Source organism: Salipiger sp. ABN3_019 (genome assembly GCF_056158605.1).
This window is the reverse complement of record NZ_JBSWTP010000002.1, coordinates 155,635-173,500: the sequence shown is the minus strand read 5'-3', so window position 1 is coordinate 173,500 and position 17,866 is coordinate 155,635. Positions and strand designations below refer to the sequence as shown.

The following is a 17,866-nucleotide window of genomic DNA, read 5'->3' as shown; positions in this document are numbered from 1 at the left end:
GGAGGACCGGGCTTGAAGACCATCTCGACCATGATGATGAAAGGCGGCAGCGGGAAGACGACGCTGACCCGCATCCTCGCCTCGGCCGCCCTCGCCCGCGGCATGAAGGTCCACATCTTCGACGTCGACACCGACCCCCAGGCGCTTGGCTGGGAGGCCAGCTTCAACCGCGCCTCCTGGGGCAAGATCGACAAACCCGCCTGGCGCCACGACCAGCTGACCATCAGCGGCGCGGTCGCGGACATGGATGAGATCTACGACAGCTACGACCGCATGGAAGCCAAGGGCTATGACCTCGTGCTGATCGACACCCGCCCGGGGGCCAACGCTGACACAGAGGACCTGATCCTCGCCACCGATCTCGTGCTGATCCCGACCCGGCCCGAGCAGTCGGATTACTCGATCGCCGAGCGGACGCTCGAGTGGTTCGAGGACATCCTCAACACCGTCACCCCCGACTCCCCAACCCCGGCGCTGCGCACGGTGCTGACCGCGGTGCCAACCAAGATGATCTCGGTGCTGACCGGGGATCTCGACATTGCCAGCCTGACCCCGCGCGATCGCGACGCTCTACAGGCAGTCATGGACATGCCGCATGCGCTGACCGTGATCCCCAATTCGAAATACTGGCGCGAGATCGCGGCCTGGGGTCCGCTCGGCGTGGCCGCCGAGGCGGCGAACGCCCAGCCCGCCGGGCGGCTGCAGGGCGGCGCCATGCTGGACATCCTGGCCGGCGGCGACGCGCTGCTCGAAGAGCTCCTTGCGGTCATCGACGTGAGGGAGGCGGCAGAGTGAGCGACGAGCCCAAGCCAGAGAAGCGCAAGAGGTCTCGTGTCGTGCGCACGTCCCATGCGCTGCCAAATGCCGCCGAGCACGCAAAGGCGAGCAGCCGGCTCGCAGGGTCCACGGCCCGCTACGCGGGCCGCGTCTCACCCGAGTTGCACGAGCCGAGGATCGAACCCAAGGCCGACGCCGACGCAGGCGCCGACGTCACACCTGACCTGGCCCCGACTGGCAAGGAAAACTCATTCGGCTCCAAGCGTCCGCAGCCGACGCGACGGGCGCAGCCGAAGGCGGCAGCGCGGCGCGCCGCGGCGCCCGAAGAGGCCGCGGCTCCAGCGAAGAAAAACGTGCGCGGCTTCGTGGTCTGGCTGCCGGCTGACATGGCGCGGCTGGAGGCTTTGGCGGTCCGGCTGGGCACCAGCGTCGACTATCTCGAAAAGGCGCTGATGAAGCAGGCGCGCAAGAGGTACCTGGATTTAGATCACGCGAGCGCGCTGCGCGACAGCAAGGGGCTCAAGACACATCTCGATCTGATGCGAACCGAGGGCAGCGGCGGGCTTTTCGTGAATGCCTATTCCGATCCCGAGATTGTCCGGGCCCTGCGCGCGGAAATTGGAGATCCGCTCGATCTCATCGCCGACGCGCGGATCATCGGCGCGCTGTTCCGGCTCTACGGTCTCGACGCGCTCGCGTCCTGCGAGGGGAAGACGATGGGATAAGCGCCGCCCTGGGCTTCTGCCCGCGGACCCAGCTCACTCACACGGGCCGACGAGGACCTCACCCACATTCCAGGTCACCGCATCATGCGCGCTGACCACGGCGAATTCGGTGCTCGATCCAAGGATGGCGACCAGCGTCGCCCACGCATCGGGATCGGCCTTCGCCTGCAGGGCGCGGCCGTCTTCGAGCTCGAGCGCCGCCTGCTCGCCGGTCTGTGCCAGGACCACGATCCGCGCCGGCGCGCGCTCCTGCGGCAGGGTTACAGCAAATGACCCATTCGGCTGCGGGCCGAAGACCCGATCCGGATCGCAGACGAGCTGCAGCGATGCGCCGGGGCCTTCGAGATCATGCACCGGCAATCCGCGCTGGAGACTGTGAGACCAGGTCACATCCGAGATCACCAGCGGTGCAGCGCCCGCCGCGGCCCCCTCCTGCGATCCGGTCTCCTGCTGAGCCTGCAGGGTGAGCGGCATCAGCGCGGAGACGATGAATGCACCGAATGATGAACATCGCATGAAACACTTCTTTTGAGCATAAAGCGTATCTCTCTTACGCTAGGGCATCCCATCCGGAATGAAAACCGAAGCCCGCAAGCAAAACTGCATGGACAGGGCTAAGGGGCGCAGCCCCTCGCGCGGTCAACAGAAATAGCCAGCGCCGTGTCCTCGGCCGAGGGCCTGCGGGCCGCACCACCCCTGTCGATTTCTGCTGCCCTTGCTACCCCCGGCCTCGCCAGCGGGCAGGCCGGATAGCGCGCTATCCGGCTTCAACTATTTGGGACAAGAACCATGCTGGCAAAGAAACTCTATGCCTTCCCGATCTCCAAAGTTTTTCACCTCGATGACGCAGGGGAAGAACAGTTCCTGGGACTGAGATTTCGGTGGAACACAGGAGAGACCGAAATTGCCTGGGAGAACCCCGGCGCCTTCAAGATGGGCCTGATCTGCGAGGAGCCAATCCCCGCCTCATCTTCCCCGGGCCGGACCTAGGCCCCGCCCGCGCGGGTTGGCCTCGGCGGCGCAGACGCTGAGACCAACCCGCGAAAATTTGGCGGGCCCCGCGTGAGCGAGGCCCGATCATCATCTCTAAGCGGGGAAGCGCCTTAGGCGGCCTGCTCGGCGACGCTCCACCCGGCCTGAGCCAGGATGAAGTCCACTGCCTTCTGCGCCTCCGAGGCGGCGCGGAAGATCGCGCGATTGTCGCCTTTCATGGCAGTAACCCACCCTTCAACATAGCTCGCGCTCTGGTCAAACTCCGGCGCCACGCCGAGTTGCACCCCGAGCATGCAGGCGCCGACCTCAGCAATCAATTCCTCGAAGGCGTAGGCCGTGCGGTCGGAGAAGCGCTTGAACCTGTCGAGACGTTTCTCCGCACCGCTCCAATGCGTCAGCTCATGAAGAACGGTCCCGTAAAATGCCTGCGCGCTGAGAAATGTCTCGATCGGCGGCATGTGGATGCGATCCGCCCGGATGTCATAGTACGCTCGCGGCTCCGGGCTCGAATGGATCGCTGCACCGGTGCGCGCGAGGAACACCTCGAGGTCCGGATCGGCCTGGGTGCCGAGATCCCGCGGCAGCTCCGGACGGGTGTAGAAGTCTTCCGGCAGGCCATCGATCTGGTCGGAGTTGAACACGCGGTAGGCGCGGCAGTAGGGGATCTTCTTCTCGTCGCCGTCGTCACTCTCGCGCTCGACCGTGCCGAACTTCACCACCGTGGCCGACGTCTCGCCCTTGCGCACCTGCGCCCCAAGCTCCTGCGCCTGCCGATAGGTCATCCAACGTGCCGACACATAGCCTTTGCTGGCGGCCGTCGCCCAGAGCATCAGCACGTTGATGCCGCGGTAGTCCTCGCCATTGAAGCGGGCCGGCATCTGCGCGCCACCTGCGCCGCCGGTCCAGGGCTTGCGCCAGGGCGGTGTGCCCGCCTCGATCTGCGCAATGATCTCATCGGTGACGTGCTGATATACGTCGAATTTCGCCTTTGCCATTTGTGGCCTCCTTCGTGGTGGAGACGGTGGGGGCTCCGAGCCCGCCTTCCGCCGATGGGCTGCGCCTCTGCCAATCTGTCTGACCGGAAACGCATGTTTTCGGCGGAACAGAGTGGGAGAGGGCGAAGCCCGACCCACGGGCCGGACACGGACAGTCAAAGGATCGGAGACGGGGGTGGTGCGGCCCGCAGCGCGCCGCGCGAGGACACGGCCCCGGCGGAGACGACGCCAAAGGCGGCGCTTGTCTTTTGACTTTCCGGGGCCGGTCTGTTGGGCGGACAGACAAACAGCATCATGCCAGGACGGGGGTGAGCGGGCGCAGCCCGTCGAGCCCCTGCCCTGCCCTTTGGAGCGATGCGAGCCGCGCGCCCCGCGCGGCTCTCCTCAGATCAATCCGCCAGAGCTTTCCAGCCCGCCCCCGGCCGAGGGGACGGGGCGGGCCTTGCAGGCGGCGAGCGGGACGCGCAGCCATATCGCGAAGGATGGCGAGCCGGCTTGTGGGAAGGTCTGGCTTGATGCCCGGCCGAAGGCGGGGCGCGCGGAGTCAGAGGGAACCTTGGCAGCGGTGGCATGGAGCCCGCAGAGCGTCGCCCCGAGAGCAACGCCTGATTTTTGGGCAGATTAGGGCAGGCTCAACGCAGGAAGGCCCACCGGGCCTTTTATCCACAGGGCTGCCCCCTGCAACTGGGGATGAAAACTCGGGCTCGTTGCGCAACCCTGCCGATTGCGCTTTGCTGACCTTCGCCGCACGGTCGACGAACGGGTCGTGTCCGGACTTTGCGGTCATTCGGCGGTCGGCCAATGCAACTGCAACATTGCGATGGAGAAACTCGCGGCCACAGCAAGCGGCGTTCTGCACCGCAGCGCAGATCTCGTAAGCGGTCGTTCACGGCTGAACCAGACCCGGGAGCCGAAACCCACAATTCGCTGCGCCTCACCGCCGATGCTTACGTTTCTATGTTCGGGAGGTGCTTGCCGCCACGGCAACCGAGGCTGCCATGGCGCGGCGGGTGTCAGAATCTCTCGTCATGCTGCGGCTTGCACGCATGACTTGTAAGCGCTGACAATGGTCGTCCTCCACACAAGGCGCCAAGGTCAGCTTAGGGTCGGGATGTGCCGGAAGCCCAAAGCAGATGCGCGCCTGTGGCTCGCGCCGATATCTGCGCAACCAAGCTCCGCGCGTCTCTGTCAGTTGAACGCTTGATCGAGCAGGCTCAACTGGGCCGAAGACGAAGAGGCAAGCTCCTCGGGGTGCCATTGCACTGCCAGCACCCGCTGCGTAGCGTCTTCGATCCCTTCGATCAGGCCATCCGGCGTCGTCACGGTCGCCTCGAAGTTCTCAGCCAGGCGCTCAATTCCCTGGCGGTGGATACTGTTGACGCCGAAAGGATCGACGCCAAAAATCTCGGCCAGCCGCCCGGACCGCGCCTGCACCTGATGGGCGATACTGTCGCGCGGCAGGTCAGGCCGGTGCGTGTCCAGCCACGGGCCGGCCGCCAGGTTCTGACACAGGGTGCCGCCGAAATAGACGTTGAGGAACTGCATCCCGCGACAGATCCCAAGGATCGGCAGCCTGCGCGCCAGCGCCTGGTCAGCCAGGGACCATTCCATGGCATCGCGCGGCTCATCCACCGCCCTGCGGATGCCTGGATCCAGTTCCTGCCCGAAACGAGAGGGATGCACGGCCGCCCCTCCGGCGAAAACCACGCCAGAAACGTCCTTTTCCAGCAGTGAAGGCCCCTGCCCTGGCACCATCGGCAGCGGCGCGAAACCCGCCAGTTCCAGGGCTCGCACATAGGGGGCCAAGGGCGTTGCCTCACCGACCGAGACCGCGATTTTTCTGCGCTCTGCCATCCGTTCCTGCCTTTCCGTGCACCCAGGCACTTGCCTTCATTCCATCGTGAACCTGAATATGTTCCGCTCGTCAAAACCGGCTCAAACCGGCGGCGACACCCTTACTGACGCTTTCAGCGCAGGCGGAGCGGGTCAGAAATTCTCGAGCGGTGATCTCGCAGGGCGCAGGAGAGAGCAATCATATTGAAGAAACTTATGGATCTAACCGGTTCCTCAATAAGGTTTTCGCCTTCCCTGCCCGCCGCTAGAGCAAGAACACGCCGGCGGCAACGCCCCCGGTCGCAGACGACCAAGGAGAGACCCGTGCGCGCTGACCCCCGTTTCCAAGCTGAGACCACCTGGTCTCCCGTCACGGTGACTTCCCCTGACCCGCCCCGGGTGCCGCTGATCGTCTCCTTCCCGCATAGCGGCGAAACCTACCCGTCCGACTTTGGCTTCCGGGCCGAGCTGACAAGGGACCAGATCGACTACCCCACGGACAAATACGTTGACGAGCTGTTCTCGGCCGCCCGGGACCTCGGCCTGGCAACAGTGAAGGCCAACTTTCCCCGCACCTATGTCGACGTGAACCGGCACCAGCACGACATCAGCGGCGCCATGCTGGAAGATCCCGAGAGCTGGTATGGCCGACTGCAACCCACTGCCGAGGCCTCCGGCTCGACCCTGTTCTGGGCGTTGGCCAACGATGTGCCGATCTACGACCGCAAGCTGACCCAGGCCGAGGCGAAGCGGCGCATCGCGCGCTATTTCGTTCCCTATCACCAGGCCCTGACCCGGCTGATCGAACAGACCCGGCAGACCTTCGGCGCGGTCTACCTGCTGGACTGCCATTCGATGATGCGCCGCGACAGTGCCGCCCGGGGCGGCGCCGAGCGGCCCCAGGTGGACATCGGCACCCGCCATGGCCAGTCCTGCGTCCCGGAGATCGCCGAGGCCCTCGCCAGCAGCTTCCGCGCCCATGGCTACGATGTGGGCGCCAACCGCCGCTTTGCCGGCGGCGAGATCACCCTGCGCTACGGCTGGCCCGAACTGAACCAGCACGCCGTCCAGGTCGAACTGCGCCGCGATCTCTACATGAACGAGACGACGCGAGAGCGGTCCAACCGCTTCGCTAAGATGCAGTTGCACTGCACAGAGGCCCTCAAGAGCCTAATCGACGCCGTGGCAAGCCGAGAAGGCATTGACTTCGACGCTCAAACCCTCCCTTCCCACTGACATCCAACACGGAAGACACAGATGAAGACACGCCACCTTGTCCCCCTGCTGCTGACCACCGCACTAGCCGCAACCCCGGCCATGGCCGAGACACTGCGCCTGGGCTATGCCACCGCTCCGGTCAGTGCCGACCCCTTCCCCTTCAGTGACACCCAGAGCGCCAGCCTGGCCGAACATGTCTTCGAGATGCTCGTCGATCTGGACACGCAGCCGATGCTGGCCACCGAATGGGAGTGGGAAAGCCCCACCACCTTCGTGATGAAGCTGCGCGAGGGCGTGACATTCTCCAACGGCACGCCCTTCGTTGCCCGTGACGTGGTCTTCAGCACCTGCCGGATGATGTACCGCGTCGACGGCCGCCCGAACGTGCTGACCTCTTCGCTGGGCCCGATCACAAATGTCGAGCCGATCGACGACCTGACCGTGCGCTTCACCACCACCGCGCCCTATCCGATCCTGATCCAGAAGCTGAAGTTCCTGAAGATCCTGTCGGCGGAAACCTACGGCATCACCGATCCGATCGCCTACACCCGCGACGGCGATTGCGGCATTGCCGACCAGTACCCGACCCAGGCCGACTTCGAGCAGGGCGAGGCTGCCATCGGCACCGGGCCCTACATCTACGAGAGCTTCCAGCCCAGCGGAGATGCCGATCTAGTCGCAAACCCCAATTACTGGGGCACCGCACCGGAATGGGACCGGGTCGAGGTGCGCTCAGTGCCGAACTCGGGCGCGCGGACCGCGGGTCTGCTGGCCGGCGACTACGACGTGATCGACAAGCCCTCGGCCGAGGATCAGGGCGTCATCGCCGCCGACGAAGGCTATGCCGTCACCTCGACCCCCGGCCTGCAGACGATCTTCCTCGTGCTCGACACCAATGCCGAGGGCGCCGTCGGTGTAACCGCGTCGGACGGGTCCGCGCCGCTGTCGGATGCGCGCGTACGCCGGGCGCTGTCGATGGCCATCGATCGCTCGGCCATCGTGGACCGCCTGTTCCAGGGCAATGCCACCGCCGCCAACCAGTTCGCCCCCAGCTACCTGGAAGGCGCGGCCCCCGACATGCCCGACTTGGCGTTCGACCTCGACGCGGCCAAGGCGCTGCTGGCCGAGGCGGGCTATGCCGACGGCTTCGCGATCGAACTGTCGGCCCCCAATGCGCGCTATGACAACGGCACGACCGTGGCCCAGGCGATCAGTCAATACTGGACGCGGCTTGGCCTCGACGTGACGCTGACGACCGAACCCTGGTCGGTCTTCCGCACCCGCCGTTCGGAAAACCAGCTGGGCGCCTTCATGTACGGCTGGGGACACCCGCAGGGACCGGGTCAGCTGATCTCGGGCGCCTTTGCGCAACGGGACGCGGACCTGGGCCTCGGCTCGGCCAACTTCTCGTCTTATGACGATCCGACCTTCGAGGAGCCGATCCGGGCCTGGGCTGTCGAAACCGACACGGCCGCCGCAGACGCCCTGCTGGCGCAGGCGATGCAGGTCGCCTTGGACCAGATGCCGGGCATTCCGCTCTACTATAACCACGAGACCTGGGCGCATCGCGCCGACCTCAAGGTGACCAACGGCACCACCGGCCGCACCCTGGCCACCATGGTCCGTCCGAAGTAACCAGTTCCGCCCCCGCCCGGCACCGGCGCGGGGGCGGTCACCACGGAGCCCCCCATGTTGAATTACATCGCCAGGCGGATCGGTCAGAGTGCTGTGCTCCTGTTGATCATGTCGGTCCTCGTCTTTGCCGGCATGTATGTCGTGGGCGATCCGGTCGAGGTGCTGGCTTCGGACGATTTCAATCAGACCGACCGCGAGGCCCTAGCCCAGGCGCTTGGTCTCGACCGGCCGCTACCGCTGCAATACCTGGCCTTCCTCGGCAATGTCGCCCAGGGCGATTTCGGCCAGTCCTTCGTCTACAATCGTCCCGTGCTGGACCTGATCCTGGAACGGCTGCCCGCCACGATCGAGGTGGTGGTGCTGGCCATGACCATGGGACTGGTCGTTGGCTTGCCACTGGGCATCTACGCGGGCCTGCGCCACCGTAGCCCCGCCACGAAGGCCATCAGCCTTGGCACCACGGTGGGCTATTCCATTCCGAATTTCTGGCAAGCGTTGCTGTTCATCCTGATCTTCGCGGTCTGGCTGCGCTGGCTCCCGGCCTCGGGGCGCGGCGACACGGTCTCCCTGCTCGGGATCGACTGGTCGCTCTTCACCCGCGACGGCCTCAGCCACCTGTTCCTGCCGGCGCTGAACCTGTCGATCGCCATCATCTGCATGCAGACGCGGCTGACCCGCTCGGGCACGCAGGAGGTGATGCACCAGGACTTCATGATGTATGCCCGCGCCAAGGGCATCCCGCGCCGCCGCCTGATCGGGCGCCACCTGATGCGCAACATCCTGATCCCCATCGTCACCATCACCGGGTTGGAGTTCGGCACTCTCATCGCCTTCTCGACCGTGACCGAGACGATTTTCTCCTGGCCGGGCATCGGCAAGCTGCTGCTCAATTCCATCTACAACGCCGACCGGCCCGTGGTCGTGGCCTACATGATCCTGATCACGCTGATGTTCGTGCTGATCAACCTGGCCGTGGACATCCTCTACGCCGCGCTCGACCCGCGCATCCGACATGCTTGAGGCCCCAATGAACGACATGTTCCGACAGGTCCTGCGGGGCGCCCGCAAGACCTTCCGCCACCGCTACTTGGCCCAGGCCGGTCTGCTCGGCATCCTGATCATCCTGGCGCTGGCGCTGCTGGCCCCGGTCATCGCGCCGCAGGATCCCTACGACCAGATGCAGCTGGACATCATGAACGGGCTGATGCCGCCGGGATCTGAGATGATGGATGGCAGCATCGCCTACCTGGGCACCGACTCGCTCGGGCGCGACATCCTCTCGGCCGTGCTCTACGGCAGCCGCACCTCACTGATGGTGGCGGTGATCGCGGTGGCGATCGGCACCTCGGCGGGCGTCCTGCTGGGCCTGTTGTCGGCGCTGCGCGGAGGCTGGACCGACACGTTTATCATGCGCGCCGTCGACCTGACGGTCAGCTTTCCCGGCGTGCTGCTGGCGATCATGCTGCTGGCAATCTTTGGGGCTGGCGTGGACAAGGTGATCCTGGCGCTGTCCATCGGGATCTGGGCTCAGGCCGCCCGTTTGGTGCGGGCCGTTGGCCAGTCCGAGATGAAGCGCGACTACATCGCAGCCGCCCGCCTGGGCGGGGTGGCCGAGTGGCGGATCCTGCTGCACTTCCTTCTGCCCAACTCCATCGCGCCGGTGCTGGTGCTGCTGCCCATGGCGTTTTCCGGCGCCGTGATCGCGGAATCCACCCTGTCCTTTCTAGGCGTCGGCGTGCCGATCACCCAGCCGTCCCTGGGGCTGCTGATTTCCAACGGCAACGACTACCTGCTGTCGGGTAAGTGGTGGATCTCGATCCTGCCCGGCCTTGCCCTGCTGGCCATGGTGCTCTGCATCAACGTCGTCTCGGACCGCATCCGCGAACAGGCCAACCCCTATCTGCAAGGGAAGGATTGATCCCATGAGCGCCCTTCTGGACATCGAAGGCCTGACGATCCGCTACCAACTCGCCGATGGCGAAAGCTTCACCGCCCTGTCCTCGCTCAACCTGACGCTGGCGCGGGGGGAGATCCTGGGCGTTGTGGGCCAGAGCGGCGCGGGCAAATCCACCGTCGGCAAGGCCATCCTGGGCCTGCTGGAAGACAACGCCCGCATCGCCTCGGGCCGCATCCTGCTGGAAGGGCGCGACCTGCGCTCCCTCTCCCGGCGGGAGAGGGAGGCGCTGCGCGGCGGTCGGATCGGCTATATCTACCAGAACCCGATGACGGCGCTGAACCCGGTGCTGACCATTGGCGAACAGCTTCTGGAATCGATCGAGGCTCATACCGGCAAGCGCGGAGCGGCGGCCCGCGCCCATGCCATCGACCTGCTGACCCAGGCCGAGGTGCCCGCACCCGAAAGCCGGCTGTCGAAATATCCGCACCAGCTTTCAGGCGGGCTTTGCCAGCGGATCGTCTTTGCAATCGCCATCTGTGCCCGCCCTGACCTGCTGATCGCGGACGAGCCGACGACGGCGCTGGACGTGACAGTACAGAAGGCGGTGCTGGGCACTCTGGAGAAGTTGGCACGCAGTGAGGGCATCTCGATCCTGCTGATTACCCATGACATGGGCGTTGTGGGACAGATGTGCGACCGAGTGCAGGTGCTGCGGCACGGAAAGCTGGTCGAGGAAGGTCCAACGCGACAGATCCTGACCTCGCCCACCCAGCCCTACACGCAACAGTTGATCGCCGCGATCCCACCGATGGACCGGCGGATCGAGCGGTTCGACGTGCTTGAAGAGCGCAACGAGACCGAGGGACGAGCCCGTGGCATCGCCTATCTGCGCGCCGGCATCGCCGAGGCGCCCGCGAACGGCGACGACGGCCCGCTGCTCTCGGTCGCGGGCCTGTCCAAGACCTATGCCCCCGACCGCAGCGCCCCGGGCAGCACGCCCTTCCGCGCCCTTGCCGATGTCAGCTTCGAGGTCCGCGCGGGCGAGGTTCTGGGCATCGTCGGGGAAAGCGGTTCGGGAAAGACGACCATCGGGCGCTGCATCCTGCGCCTGCAGCAGACCGACGCCGGTGCCCGCATCGCCTTTGCCGGCCGCGACATCGCCAGCTACCAGGGCCGCGCGGGCCAGCGGGCGCTCACCGGAGCGCTTCAGTGCATCTTCCAAGATCCCTACTCATCGCTGAACCCGCGGATGTCAGCGGGCCGCAACATCACATATGCGCTGACCGCGCGCGGAGATCTGGACCGCACCTCGGCCCGGCAGCTGGCCGACGACCTGATGGAGGTGGTCCGCTTGCCCCGCGCCGCCGCCGAAAAGATGCCGCACGCCTTTTCCGGCGGTGAACGCCAGCGCATCGGCATCGCCCGCGCCCTGGCCATGCGACCCCGGCTGATCTTCTGCGATGAGCCGACCTCGGCGCTGGACGTCACGGTGCAGGCGGAAGTGCTGAACCTTCTGAAGGACCTGCGCGAAACGCTGGGTCTGACCATGGTTTTCGTCAGCCACGATCTGGCGGTGGTGCGGCAGATGTGCGACCGTGTGCTGGTAATGAGGTCCGGTCAGGTGGTCGAGCAGGGACCGGTTGAGGAAGTTCTGGTAGCCCCCGCGCAGGACTATACGCGCGCGCTGCTGGCCTCGATCCCGCGCCTGCGGTCCCCCTGATCGCCCTCGCCCCAAAGCAAACGAACCGCGCCCAGTGCAACCTTTCGTACAGTCCCGCAAGATCCGCCGCCTGAAATACATCGAGGCCTTCACCGCGGTGATGCACAGTGGCTCGATCTCGGCTGCCGCGCGCCAGATGGGCATGTCCCAACCCGCCGTCAGCCAGCTGATCGCCAATTTCGAAGAGGCGATTGGAGCGCCCCTCTTTGTGCGCCGCAACGGGGCGATCTACCCCACCAGCCGGGCCGAGAGCCTGCTGGATGACGCCCTAGACCTGCTCAGCCTGATCGACCGCATGGAAATGCGCATGGCGCTCAAGACCGACCGCCCCCTGTCGCACCTTCGTATTTCGGCAACGCTGTCTTTCATCAGCGAGGTGTTGCCCCTGGTCATCGCCGAGTTGCGCGCCGCCGAACCCGACCTCAGTTGCTCCGTCGCCTCACACGCGGTGGACGAGATGACCCAGGCCGTGGCCGAGGGGCAGATCGACTTTGCCTTCCACACCCGGCCTCTGGACCACCCGGGCATCATCAACATCCGACAAAGCGACCAGCCTCAGGTCTGCATCCTTCGCGCCGATCATCCCCTAGCCGCCAAGCCCAGGCTGCAGGTCGCTGACCTGGGCGGCAATGCCTTCATCATGCCCTCCAGGCGCGATCCCTATTACGGCTACTATCGCGATCTGTTCGCGCGCCACCGGGTCAACTACTCCGTCGCGCTGCAGGCGCCTTTCGCCAGCTTCGCCATCGAGATGGCCGGCGTCCTGAACGCACTGTCCTTCAACAGCGCCCTGATGGCGGCCCTGGCCTGCGACAGGAACCCCGAGCTGACCTGGCGCCCGGTCGATGGCCTAGACGCCCACACCAGCTACTACCTTTCCTTTTCCTCGCTAATGAACGGAACACCGTCCCAAGTCCAGCTTCAGAAGTGCTTTGGAGGTGTCCTGGACCGCGTCGGCCCCGTAGCGACCAATCCCTAGCCCCTCGACATCATTCGAAGGTGGGCTTTTTTCTCCAATTTGCCGAGCACGAAAACGGCGGTCCCCTCACCGGTCAGGAGCTTTCTGCCCTGGTTTTCAGGTACCCCCCGGGGGTGCGGGTCTGGCACCAGTTAATGCCCATAGCTGCCGTTCGCGCCTGTGCGCGCTACTTGAAGCGCGACTCCCATGACCTTCGACGGTAGGGGCGTCGGCCGATTTCCTCCAGCATCTTTTCGCGGAAGACCTCGGCCGGGGTCCGCCATCCAAGGCATTTGCGAGGCGTGTTGTTGAGCTGGTCGCAGAGTGGACCTGTATTTCACCGCATCGGGCTTCAACGTCTTCTTGACCTGGTGGTCGGACCAGTTCTCACCCCGGCACTGCTCCAGCACCTCGAGGCTGCGGGCCGCGTCGGCGCTGATGGTGAAGCAGGCGGCGGCGTTGAGCGTGATCTCGTTCGCGGCCAGCGCGTCGATCACAGCCTCGGGCAGACCGGCCAGCGCAAGACGGCGGCAGACGCTCTTTTCCGTCACGGCGAAGGCGCGGGCGATTTCGGCAGGCGTCGCCCCGCTGCGCTCCATCTTTCCATAGGCGCGGATTTCATCAGCGGGGTGCAGATCGCGGCGCGCAGCGTTCTCGGCCACTGCCCAGGCCTGCGCAGTAGACAGATCGGGCGCGATGCGCACCGGCGGGTTCGCCAGCTCCGGGCGTTCCTGCGCAAGGTCTGGGTGCCGCTCGGCGAGCAAGTGAAGGGCGCGAAGGCGGCGGCCACCCGCAACGATTTCCGCACCCCCTGCCCCGTCGATGATCCCGGCAAGGTTTTGGATCAGCCCGGCAGTCCAGATGCTTTCCGCCAGTTCTTCAACCTCGGCAATGGGCACGTTCTGGCGCGGGTTCATCTCGGACAGCGTCAGCTTGGAGAGCGGGAAGCGGGCGTCATCCGCGGTAATGGAGCTCTGCTTGGTCATTGGGACATTCCTTGTGGTGATTGAGAATTTTGTGGTATGGGTGCCCCAGCCCTGATGGGCTGAGGCGAGAGGGCTAGACGGCCCCGTGCTGGATCAGGAAGCGGCGTCCTATGCCAAAGTGATCGCCCTTCCTGAGAAGCGCCCATGCCTCGGCAATGCGGCGCTTCATGGTTTCATCGCTGATTGATCTCACCTCCTTCCCGCTCTCTGGGGATTGGAGCCGGCATTTGCCTGCCCCCTGCCCCGACCAGTGGGACGGGCTGGCGCAAGCGCGGGGCACGGTGTGCCCCGCTGCCGGTGTCAGTATTCGCTGGGGAACAGCAGGGTCAGGACGCGGCGGGTCCGGGCGTCGTCGAGCGGGTCATCGGTGCCGAACGAATAGCTCTCGTCGTAGAGATCGATTTTGAACCAGACGCTTTTGTCCGCGACGGTGACGGCCCCGAAGGTGTGATCGCCGTAGGGGTCGTTGTCCTCAGTGAACTCCGAAAACGCCGCGACCGCGATCTGTGCTCGAATAATGAAATCCGATCCTTCGGCGGCAACACCTTGGGTACAAACAGCGCGGCCCAGATAGACCGGATGTCCACCGCTGAGGATGGCGGCGCGAAACGCATCGTTCGCCTTGGCGACCTGCGCCGCCTGGGCCTCGAGATTAACAACGCTGGTCGCGCCGCAGGATGCACAGGCTTCGAGCGTATCGAGATCGTGGTCCTCGACCTCTCCGCAACTGGTGCAATGAAACTGAGCCATTGTGGCCTCCTTCGTGGTGAAGACGGTGGGGGCTTGGTGCCCGCCTTCCGCCGATGGGCTGCGCCTCGGCCAATCTGTCTGACCGGAAACGCATGTTTTCGGCGGAACAGAGTGGGAGAGGGCGAAGCCCGACCCACGGGCCGGACACGGACAGTCAAAGGATCGGAGACGGGGGTGGTGCGGCCCGCAGCGCGCAGCGCGAGGACACGGCCCCGGCGGAGACGACGCCAAGGGCGGCGCTTGTCTTTTGACTTTCCGGGGCCGGTCTGTTGGGCGGACAAACAATCAGGATCATGTCAGGGCGGGGGTGAGCGGGCACAGCCCGCCGAGCCCCTGCCCTGCCCTTCGGCCCCATGCGAGACGCGCGCCCCGCGCGGCTCTCTCCCGAGAATTCAACTGCCGGCACCAGAAGCTGCGAGGCCGGTAAACGTAAGGACGCAGCCCAGATATCCACCGCGGGAATATTCGCGAGGCCGGGGCTCGGGGCGATTCCGGCAACACATGGCACCCGCACAAGCCGGAGGCGAAGCCGCAGGGAACGGCCGTCACCCGAAGGGCCGAGACGTCCCTCTCGTTCGACCATGGGGCCGCGGCGTAGGCTGGCTCGAAGGAGACGGCGTGCGCCGCACTTGGGCCGCAGGGAGAGCGAGGGGGTTAGGCTCGGGTCGTAGGCGGGCGCAGCCCGCCGGAGACTAGGACGCGGTCCTGAACGGGCGCGATCTCGAGCTTGGCTCGGGAGCGTGCACGGGCAGGATGGGCCCCCAACTTTCCAAGCTCGATTGCCCACTACGAACATGCATCTGCAGCACGGAGGACGCGCCAGAAGGGCAGGACGAAATGGCTTCTTAAGTGTTACCTTCCGTTCTGGCCGACCCGGGCTGATGATGTGCCACCCGACGCGGGCGCGGTCGTCCTTAGAGTTTCCGCGCTTGTTCATCGCAGGATGGAGTAGACCTTTCGCGCGGCCACACCGCCACGCTCATCTGTGTTCCAACTTTACCCGCAAAGGAACTGACGATGAGCAGACGAGCGCGTTCCGCATTGCTTGAAATTCTACCGCCCTTAAAAACTTGATGGATGCGCCATAGCTCCGTTCCCCTGTTCCAAACAAAAAGCGACGGACACGATCTCCCTCCTTACGCCATGCTTTGTTGTCACTCGCCATTTTGGAAGCAGCACCGGCCCATCTGCCCGTTTCGTTTGGCCTCACCTGCATCCAGTCTCTTTGCCCGATTGAAGCTGCGGCTCGGCCTTCTGTTACCTACGCTCTGGAGCCGGCGCTGCAACGTGGGGAGGCGTTTGATGTGTTTGCGTTCTGGAGCCACCACCAAATGCAACAGACTTGCTCGCCCGACTTGGGTGCAAAGGCAGGTTCGGAGCGGCGTGACATGGCTAGAGCGTCCCTTTCGTCGTCGTGTCCACCGCGGTGGACACGACGACATGAGCAAGACTGCCCGTGACCTAAGTCTCTTACTTCTGATCAGCCGCCGGGGAGTATGTTGCAGGGCAGGGGCAGGCAACACTTGTGTGTGGCGTATCGCATATGCATTTCGAAAACATGGGCGGTTATCTCCGTTTGCTGCTTCAATGTACGAGCACATTGTGTCAAGTCGCAGTCTTCGGTTTGACACAGGTTGCGAGGATGGAGCATGTGGCAGTCAAGGCGGTTGCGAAATTGCGCTGCTTCTTGTGATCGCGAGCCGGATGCCAGCAGGCGAAGCTGAGTTCCTTGACTTATGCGCTCTGAAAATCTGCGGTGACGTTGGACGGGCAATATAGCAGCTGACCTCAAAGAAGTTCGGTAGAGGAGCCTCGTGCGCGAGCTGGTCTGCCTACTCGCCTCATACATGACCTGTGAGTTCTATCGGCGCTGCAGCACATCGTCGGCTAAGATTGCAGTACTACGTGTGGTGAGTGTGAGGTAAGTCCTTTGTCCACCGCGGTGGACACTGCCAGTTTCGCACTAAGACTAGCTGAGTAGATTTGGGGATGTCCGCTTGCGGTGACATCGCAGATGTGAGGCGCATGCCCAATTCAGTGCTCTCGCCGCCCACTGTCTACCGCGGTGGACAGTGGGCGTGATGGATGTTCTGCTCTGGAAACCAATCTCATAAATTTCGTGGTTGCCCATGTTTTCACACTGCGGCCAAGCGTCTGACCGCGCGTGCGACGTCAAAAGATGCCGCACGATTTCCTAAGGTGACTGACTGGAAATATGCGGGGAGATTGCGCACCCGATGTGCGATTTGGATCAGGTAGAGAACCGTTACTGTTGCTGCTTGAATGCCCTTGGTTTTCGCTGCCTGGATGTATGTTTGTTGGTCGATCCCAAGCATTGGTGCAAGATCGTAGGCATGTCTTTGCAGGTCATCCCAGGTTCGGATTGGAGATGTTGCAAAAGCCATTGCTTCTTTGCAGGTCTCAATGACCTCGGGAACCTTGAGATTTTTGGCGTGGTCAGATTCCAGTCTTTCTTTTTCTGACCTCTGATAGTGCCGGTCATTTTGCCCGTCATTGGCGGGCATTTTTGCGGAATTTGCGAGGCTCGTTTCCTCGACACAAGGAGTATCAGAGACTTCGGGGCAGGGGAGTTCCGCGAGAATTTGATGATACTCCGCGGTGGACAGGCTCCGGCGCAATTCGCGACGCAGAGATGTTGTCACCTCTGTTGGGCCTTCGGCAGCAGCCTCGATGTTGGCAAGGGAAACAAGCACCCGTTTGCGTAGGTAACGGATTTCGCGCTTTTCGATCTCAAGGTCTTCGGCAAGCCGATGCAGACGCTCAGATGCGGCAAAGAATGGCTCCAGAGACAAGCCGAAGCTCAAGGACATTCCCTGGCTAGATGTTACGCGGTACCTCTTCCCGTTAGGACTGTCTTGGCGTTCGAGCAGCCCGGTTTCCTGCAGTCGGGTAATGTGCCTGCGCAGAGTGCGCTCGTCGATGTTGCCGGCGCGGCGCGAGAGTTCTGCATTCGAGGCAAAAACAACGTTGCCCTGTCCAGGTCGAAGGAAACTCAGCAAGGCCTGTAGCGTCTGGATGTGGGCCGCTCGCAGGCCAAGGGTGCGCCGAGTGTCTCGGACTGCCCGAAGGATGTCCCAGGTGCCAGCCCTTGGGTCGCGATTTTCCGAAGAACCACCATCGCGGGCCGGTGACGGCCGCGGAGTCATTTGATCGAATGCCATGTGTTACGTCACGCGACGCCGCAGAGCATGAGCCCGATGCCTTTCCTTGCGATAGGATCACAAGGATTAGGCAACAGATTAGATGTCCACCGAGTTGTGGAGTATCTTGACTGTATGTATGGAGGCTGATACATCAAAGGTGCGAAGAATGATGAAGGGCTCTCCAACTTGGTTTGGGGGGCTCTTTGCTTTTTGGG

General features: G+C 64.1%; 13 protein-coding genes and 2 pseudogenes. 8 read left to right on the top strand and 7 right to left on the bottom strand.

What is annotated here, in order from left to right:
• Together ACXAD2_RS02540 and ACXAD2_RS02535 are read left to right on the top strand one after the other, a co-directional pair.
• Positions 1-795: ParA family protein (locus tag ACXAD2_RS02540; RefSeq protein WP_475166469.1), on the top strand; the 795-nt coding region annotated here is incomplete at its 5' end.
• A complete protein-coding gene (locus ACXAD2_RS02535; RefSeq protein ID WP_475166466.1) occupies positions 792-1,502 on the top strand; it encodes a hypothetical protein in 711 nt (236 codons plus the stop codon). The genes ACXAD2_RS02540 and ACXAD2_RS02535, both read left to right, overlap by 4 nt.
• 33 nt (positions 1,503-1,535) lie before the next feature.
• Here the strand turns inward: ACXAD2_RS02535 and ACXAD2_RS02530 are convergent, their stop codons facing one another.
• The 3 genes from ACXAD2_RS02530 to ACXAD2_RS02520 all read right to left on the bottom strand — a co-directional run bounded on the left by ACXAD2_RS02530 (position 1,536) and on the right by ACXAD2_RS02520 (position 5,344).
• Positions 1,536-2,018, bottom strand: a complete 483-nt coding sequence (locus tag ACXAD2_RS02530; RefSeq protein ID WP_475166463.1) for a hypothetical protein — start codon at positions 2,016-2,018, stop codon at positions 1,536-1,538.
• Positions 2,019-2,605: 587 nt separating this feature from the next.
• Positions 2,606-3,490: an ArdC family protein gene (locus ACXAD2_RS02525; RefSeq protein ID WP_475166458.1), complete on the bottom strand. Its 885-nt coding sequence runs from the start codon at positions 3,488-3,490 to the stop codon at positions 2,606-2,608.
• 1,188 nt (positions 3,491-4,678) lie between these two features.
• On the bottom strand, positions 4,679-5,344 hold the full coding sequence (locus ACXAD2_RS02520) for a gamma-glutamyl-gamma-aminobutyrate hydrolase family protein (protein ID WP_475166454.1): 666 nt from the start codon (positions 5,342-5,344) through the stop codon (positions 4,679-4,681).
• Between the two features lie 303 nt (positions 5,345-5,647).
• Here ACXAD2_RS02520 and ACXAD2_RS02515 point away from each other — a divergent pair, with 303 nt between their 5' ends.
• The 6 genes from ACXAD2_RS02515 to ACXAD2_RS02490 are packed head-to-tail and all read left to right on the top strand — an operon-like array spanning position 5,648 to position 12,772.
• A complete protein-coding gene (locus tag ACXAD2_RS02515) occupies positions 5,648-6,559 on the top strand; it encodes an N-formylglutamate amidohydrolase (RefSeq protein WP_475166452.1) in 912 nt (303 codons plus the stop codon).
• Positions 6,560-6,580: 21 nt separating this feature from the next.
• Positions 6,581-8,176, top strand: coding sequence for an ABC transporter substrate-binding protein (locus ACXAD2_RS02510; RefSeq protein ID WP_475166447.1), 1,596 nt, complete (start codon positions 6,581-6,583; stop codon positions 8,174-8,176).
• A gap of 54 nt (positions 8,177-8,230) precedes the next feature.
• Positions 8,231-9,196 (top strand): ABC transporter permease, encoded by a 966-nt coding sequence (locus tag ACXAD2_RS02505; RefSeq protein WP_475166443.1) that lies wholly within the window; start codon positions 8,231-8,233, stop codon positions 9,194-9,196.
• A 16-nt stretch (positions 9,197-9,212) separates the two neighbouring features.
• Entirely contained in the window at positions 9,213-10,094 is an 882-nt protein-coding gene (locus tag ACXAD2_RS02500; RefSeq protein WP_475166440.1) for an ABC transporter permease, read from the top strand.
• A gap of 4 nt (positions 10,095-10,098) precedes the next feature.
• On the top strand, positions 10,099-11,793 hold the full coding sequence (locus tag ACXAD2_RS02495; protein ID WP_475166435.1) for a dipeptide ABC transporter ATP-binding protein: 1,695 nt from the start codon (positions 10,099-10,101) through the stop codon (positions 11,791-11,793).
• A gap of 34 nt (positions 11,794-11,827) precedes the next feature.
• The gene (locus ACXAD2_RS02490) at positions 11,828-12,772 is read left to right on the top strand and encodes a LysR family transcriptional regulator (protein WP_475166430.1); all 945 of its coding nucleotides are present in this window, start codon (positions 11,828-11,830) and stop codon (positions 12,770-12,772) included.
• Between the two features lie 166 nt (positions 12,773-12,938).
• Here the strand turns inward: ACXAD2_RS02490 and ACXAD2_RS02485 are convergent.
• The 4 genes and pseudogenes from ACXAD2_RS02485 to repC form a co-directional block, all read right to left on the bottom strand.
• A pseudogene (locus tag ACXAD2_RS02485) lies at positions 12,939-13,064 on the bottom strand (integrase); the annotation flags it as partial.
• 100 nt (positions 13,065-13,164) lie between these two features.
• Positions 13,165-13,668, bottom strand: a pseudogene (locus ACXAD2_RS02480) (ParB/RepB/Spo0J family partition protein); the annotation flags it as partial.
• A 369-nt stretch (positions 13,669-14,037) separates the two neighbouring features.
• On the bottom strand, positions 14,038-14,487 hold the full coding sequence (locus ACXAD2_RS02475) for a DUF3768 domain-containing protein (RefSeq protein WP_475166426.1): 450 nt from the start codon (positions 14,485-14,487) through the stop codon (positions 14,038-14,040).
• A gap of 2,135 nt (positions 14,488-16,622) precedes the next feature.
• Positions 16,623-17,669, bottom strand: a complete 1,047-nt coding sequence (gene repC / locus ACXAD2_RS02470) for a plasmid replication protein RepC (protein WP_475166422.1) — start codon at positions 17,667-17,669, stop codon at positions 16,623-16,625.
• Positions 17,670-17,866 lie beyond the last annotated feature (197 nt).

What these genes read in the sequence shown, in the direction of transcription:
- ACXAD2_RS02530 (WP_475166463.1), bottom strand. Translation starts at nt 2,018, where the DNA reads ATGCGATGTTCATCATTCGGTGCATTCATCGTCTCCGCGCTGATGCCG.
- ACXAD2_RS02525 (WP_475166458.1), bottom strand. Translation starts at nt 3,490, where the DNA reads ATGGCAAAGGCGAAATTCGACGTATATCAGCACGTCACCGATGAGATC.
- ACXAD2_RS02520 (WP_475166454.1), bottom strand. Translation starts at nt 5,344, where the DNA reads ATGGCAGAGCGCAGAAAAATCGCGGTCTCGGTCGGTGAGGCAACGCCC.
- ACXAD2_RS02510 (WP_475166447.1), top strand. Translation starts at nt 6,581, where the DNA reads ATGAAGACACGCCACCTTGTCCCCCTGCTGCTGACCACCGCACTAGCC.
- ACXAD2_RS02505 (WP_475166443.1), top strand. Translation starts at nt 8,231, where the DNA reads ATGTTGAATTACATCGCCAGGCGGATCGGTCAGAGTGCTGTGCTCCTG.
- ACXAD2_RS02500 (WP_475166440.1), top strand. Translation starts at nt 9,213, where the DNA reads ATGTTCCGACAGGTCCTGCGGGGCGCCCGCAAGACCTTCCGCCACCGC.
- ACXAD2_RS02495 (WP_475166435.1), top strand. Translation starts at nt 10,099, where the DNA reads ATGAGCGCCCTTCTGGACATCGAAGGCCTGACGATCCGCTACCAACTC.
- ACXAD2_RS02475 (WP_475166426.1), bottom strand. Translation starts at nt 14,487, where the DNA reads ATGGCTCAGTTTCATTGCACCAGTTGCGGAGAGGTCGAGGACCACGAT.
- repC (WP_475166422.1), bottom strand. Translation starts at nt 17,669, where the DNA reads ATGGCATTCGATCAAATGACTCCGCGGCCGTCACCGGCCCGCGATGGT.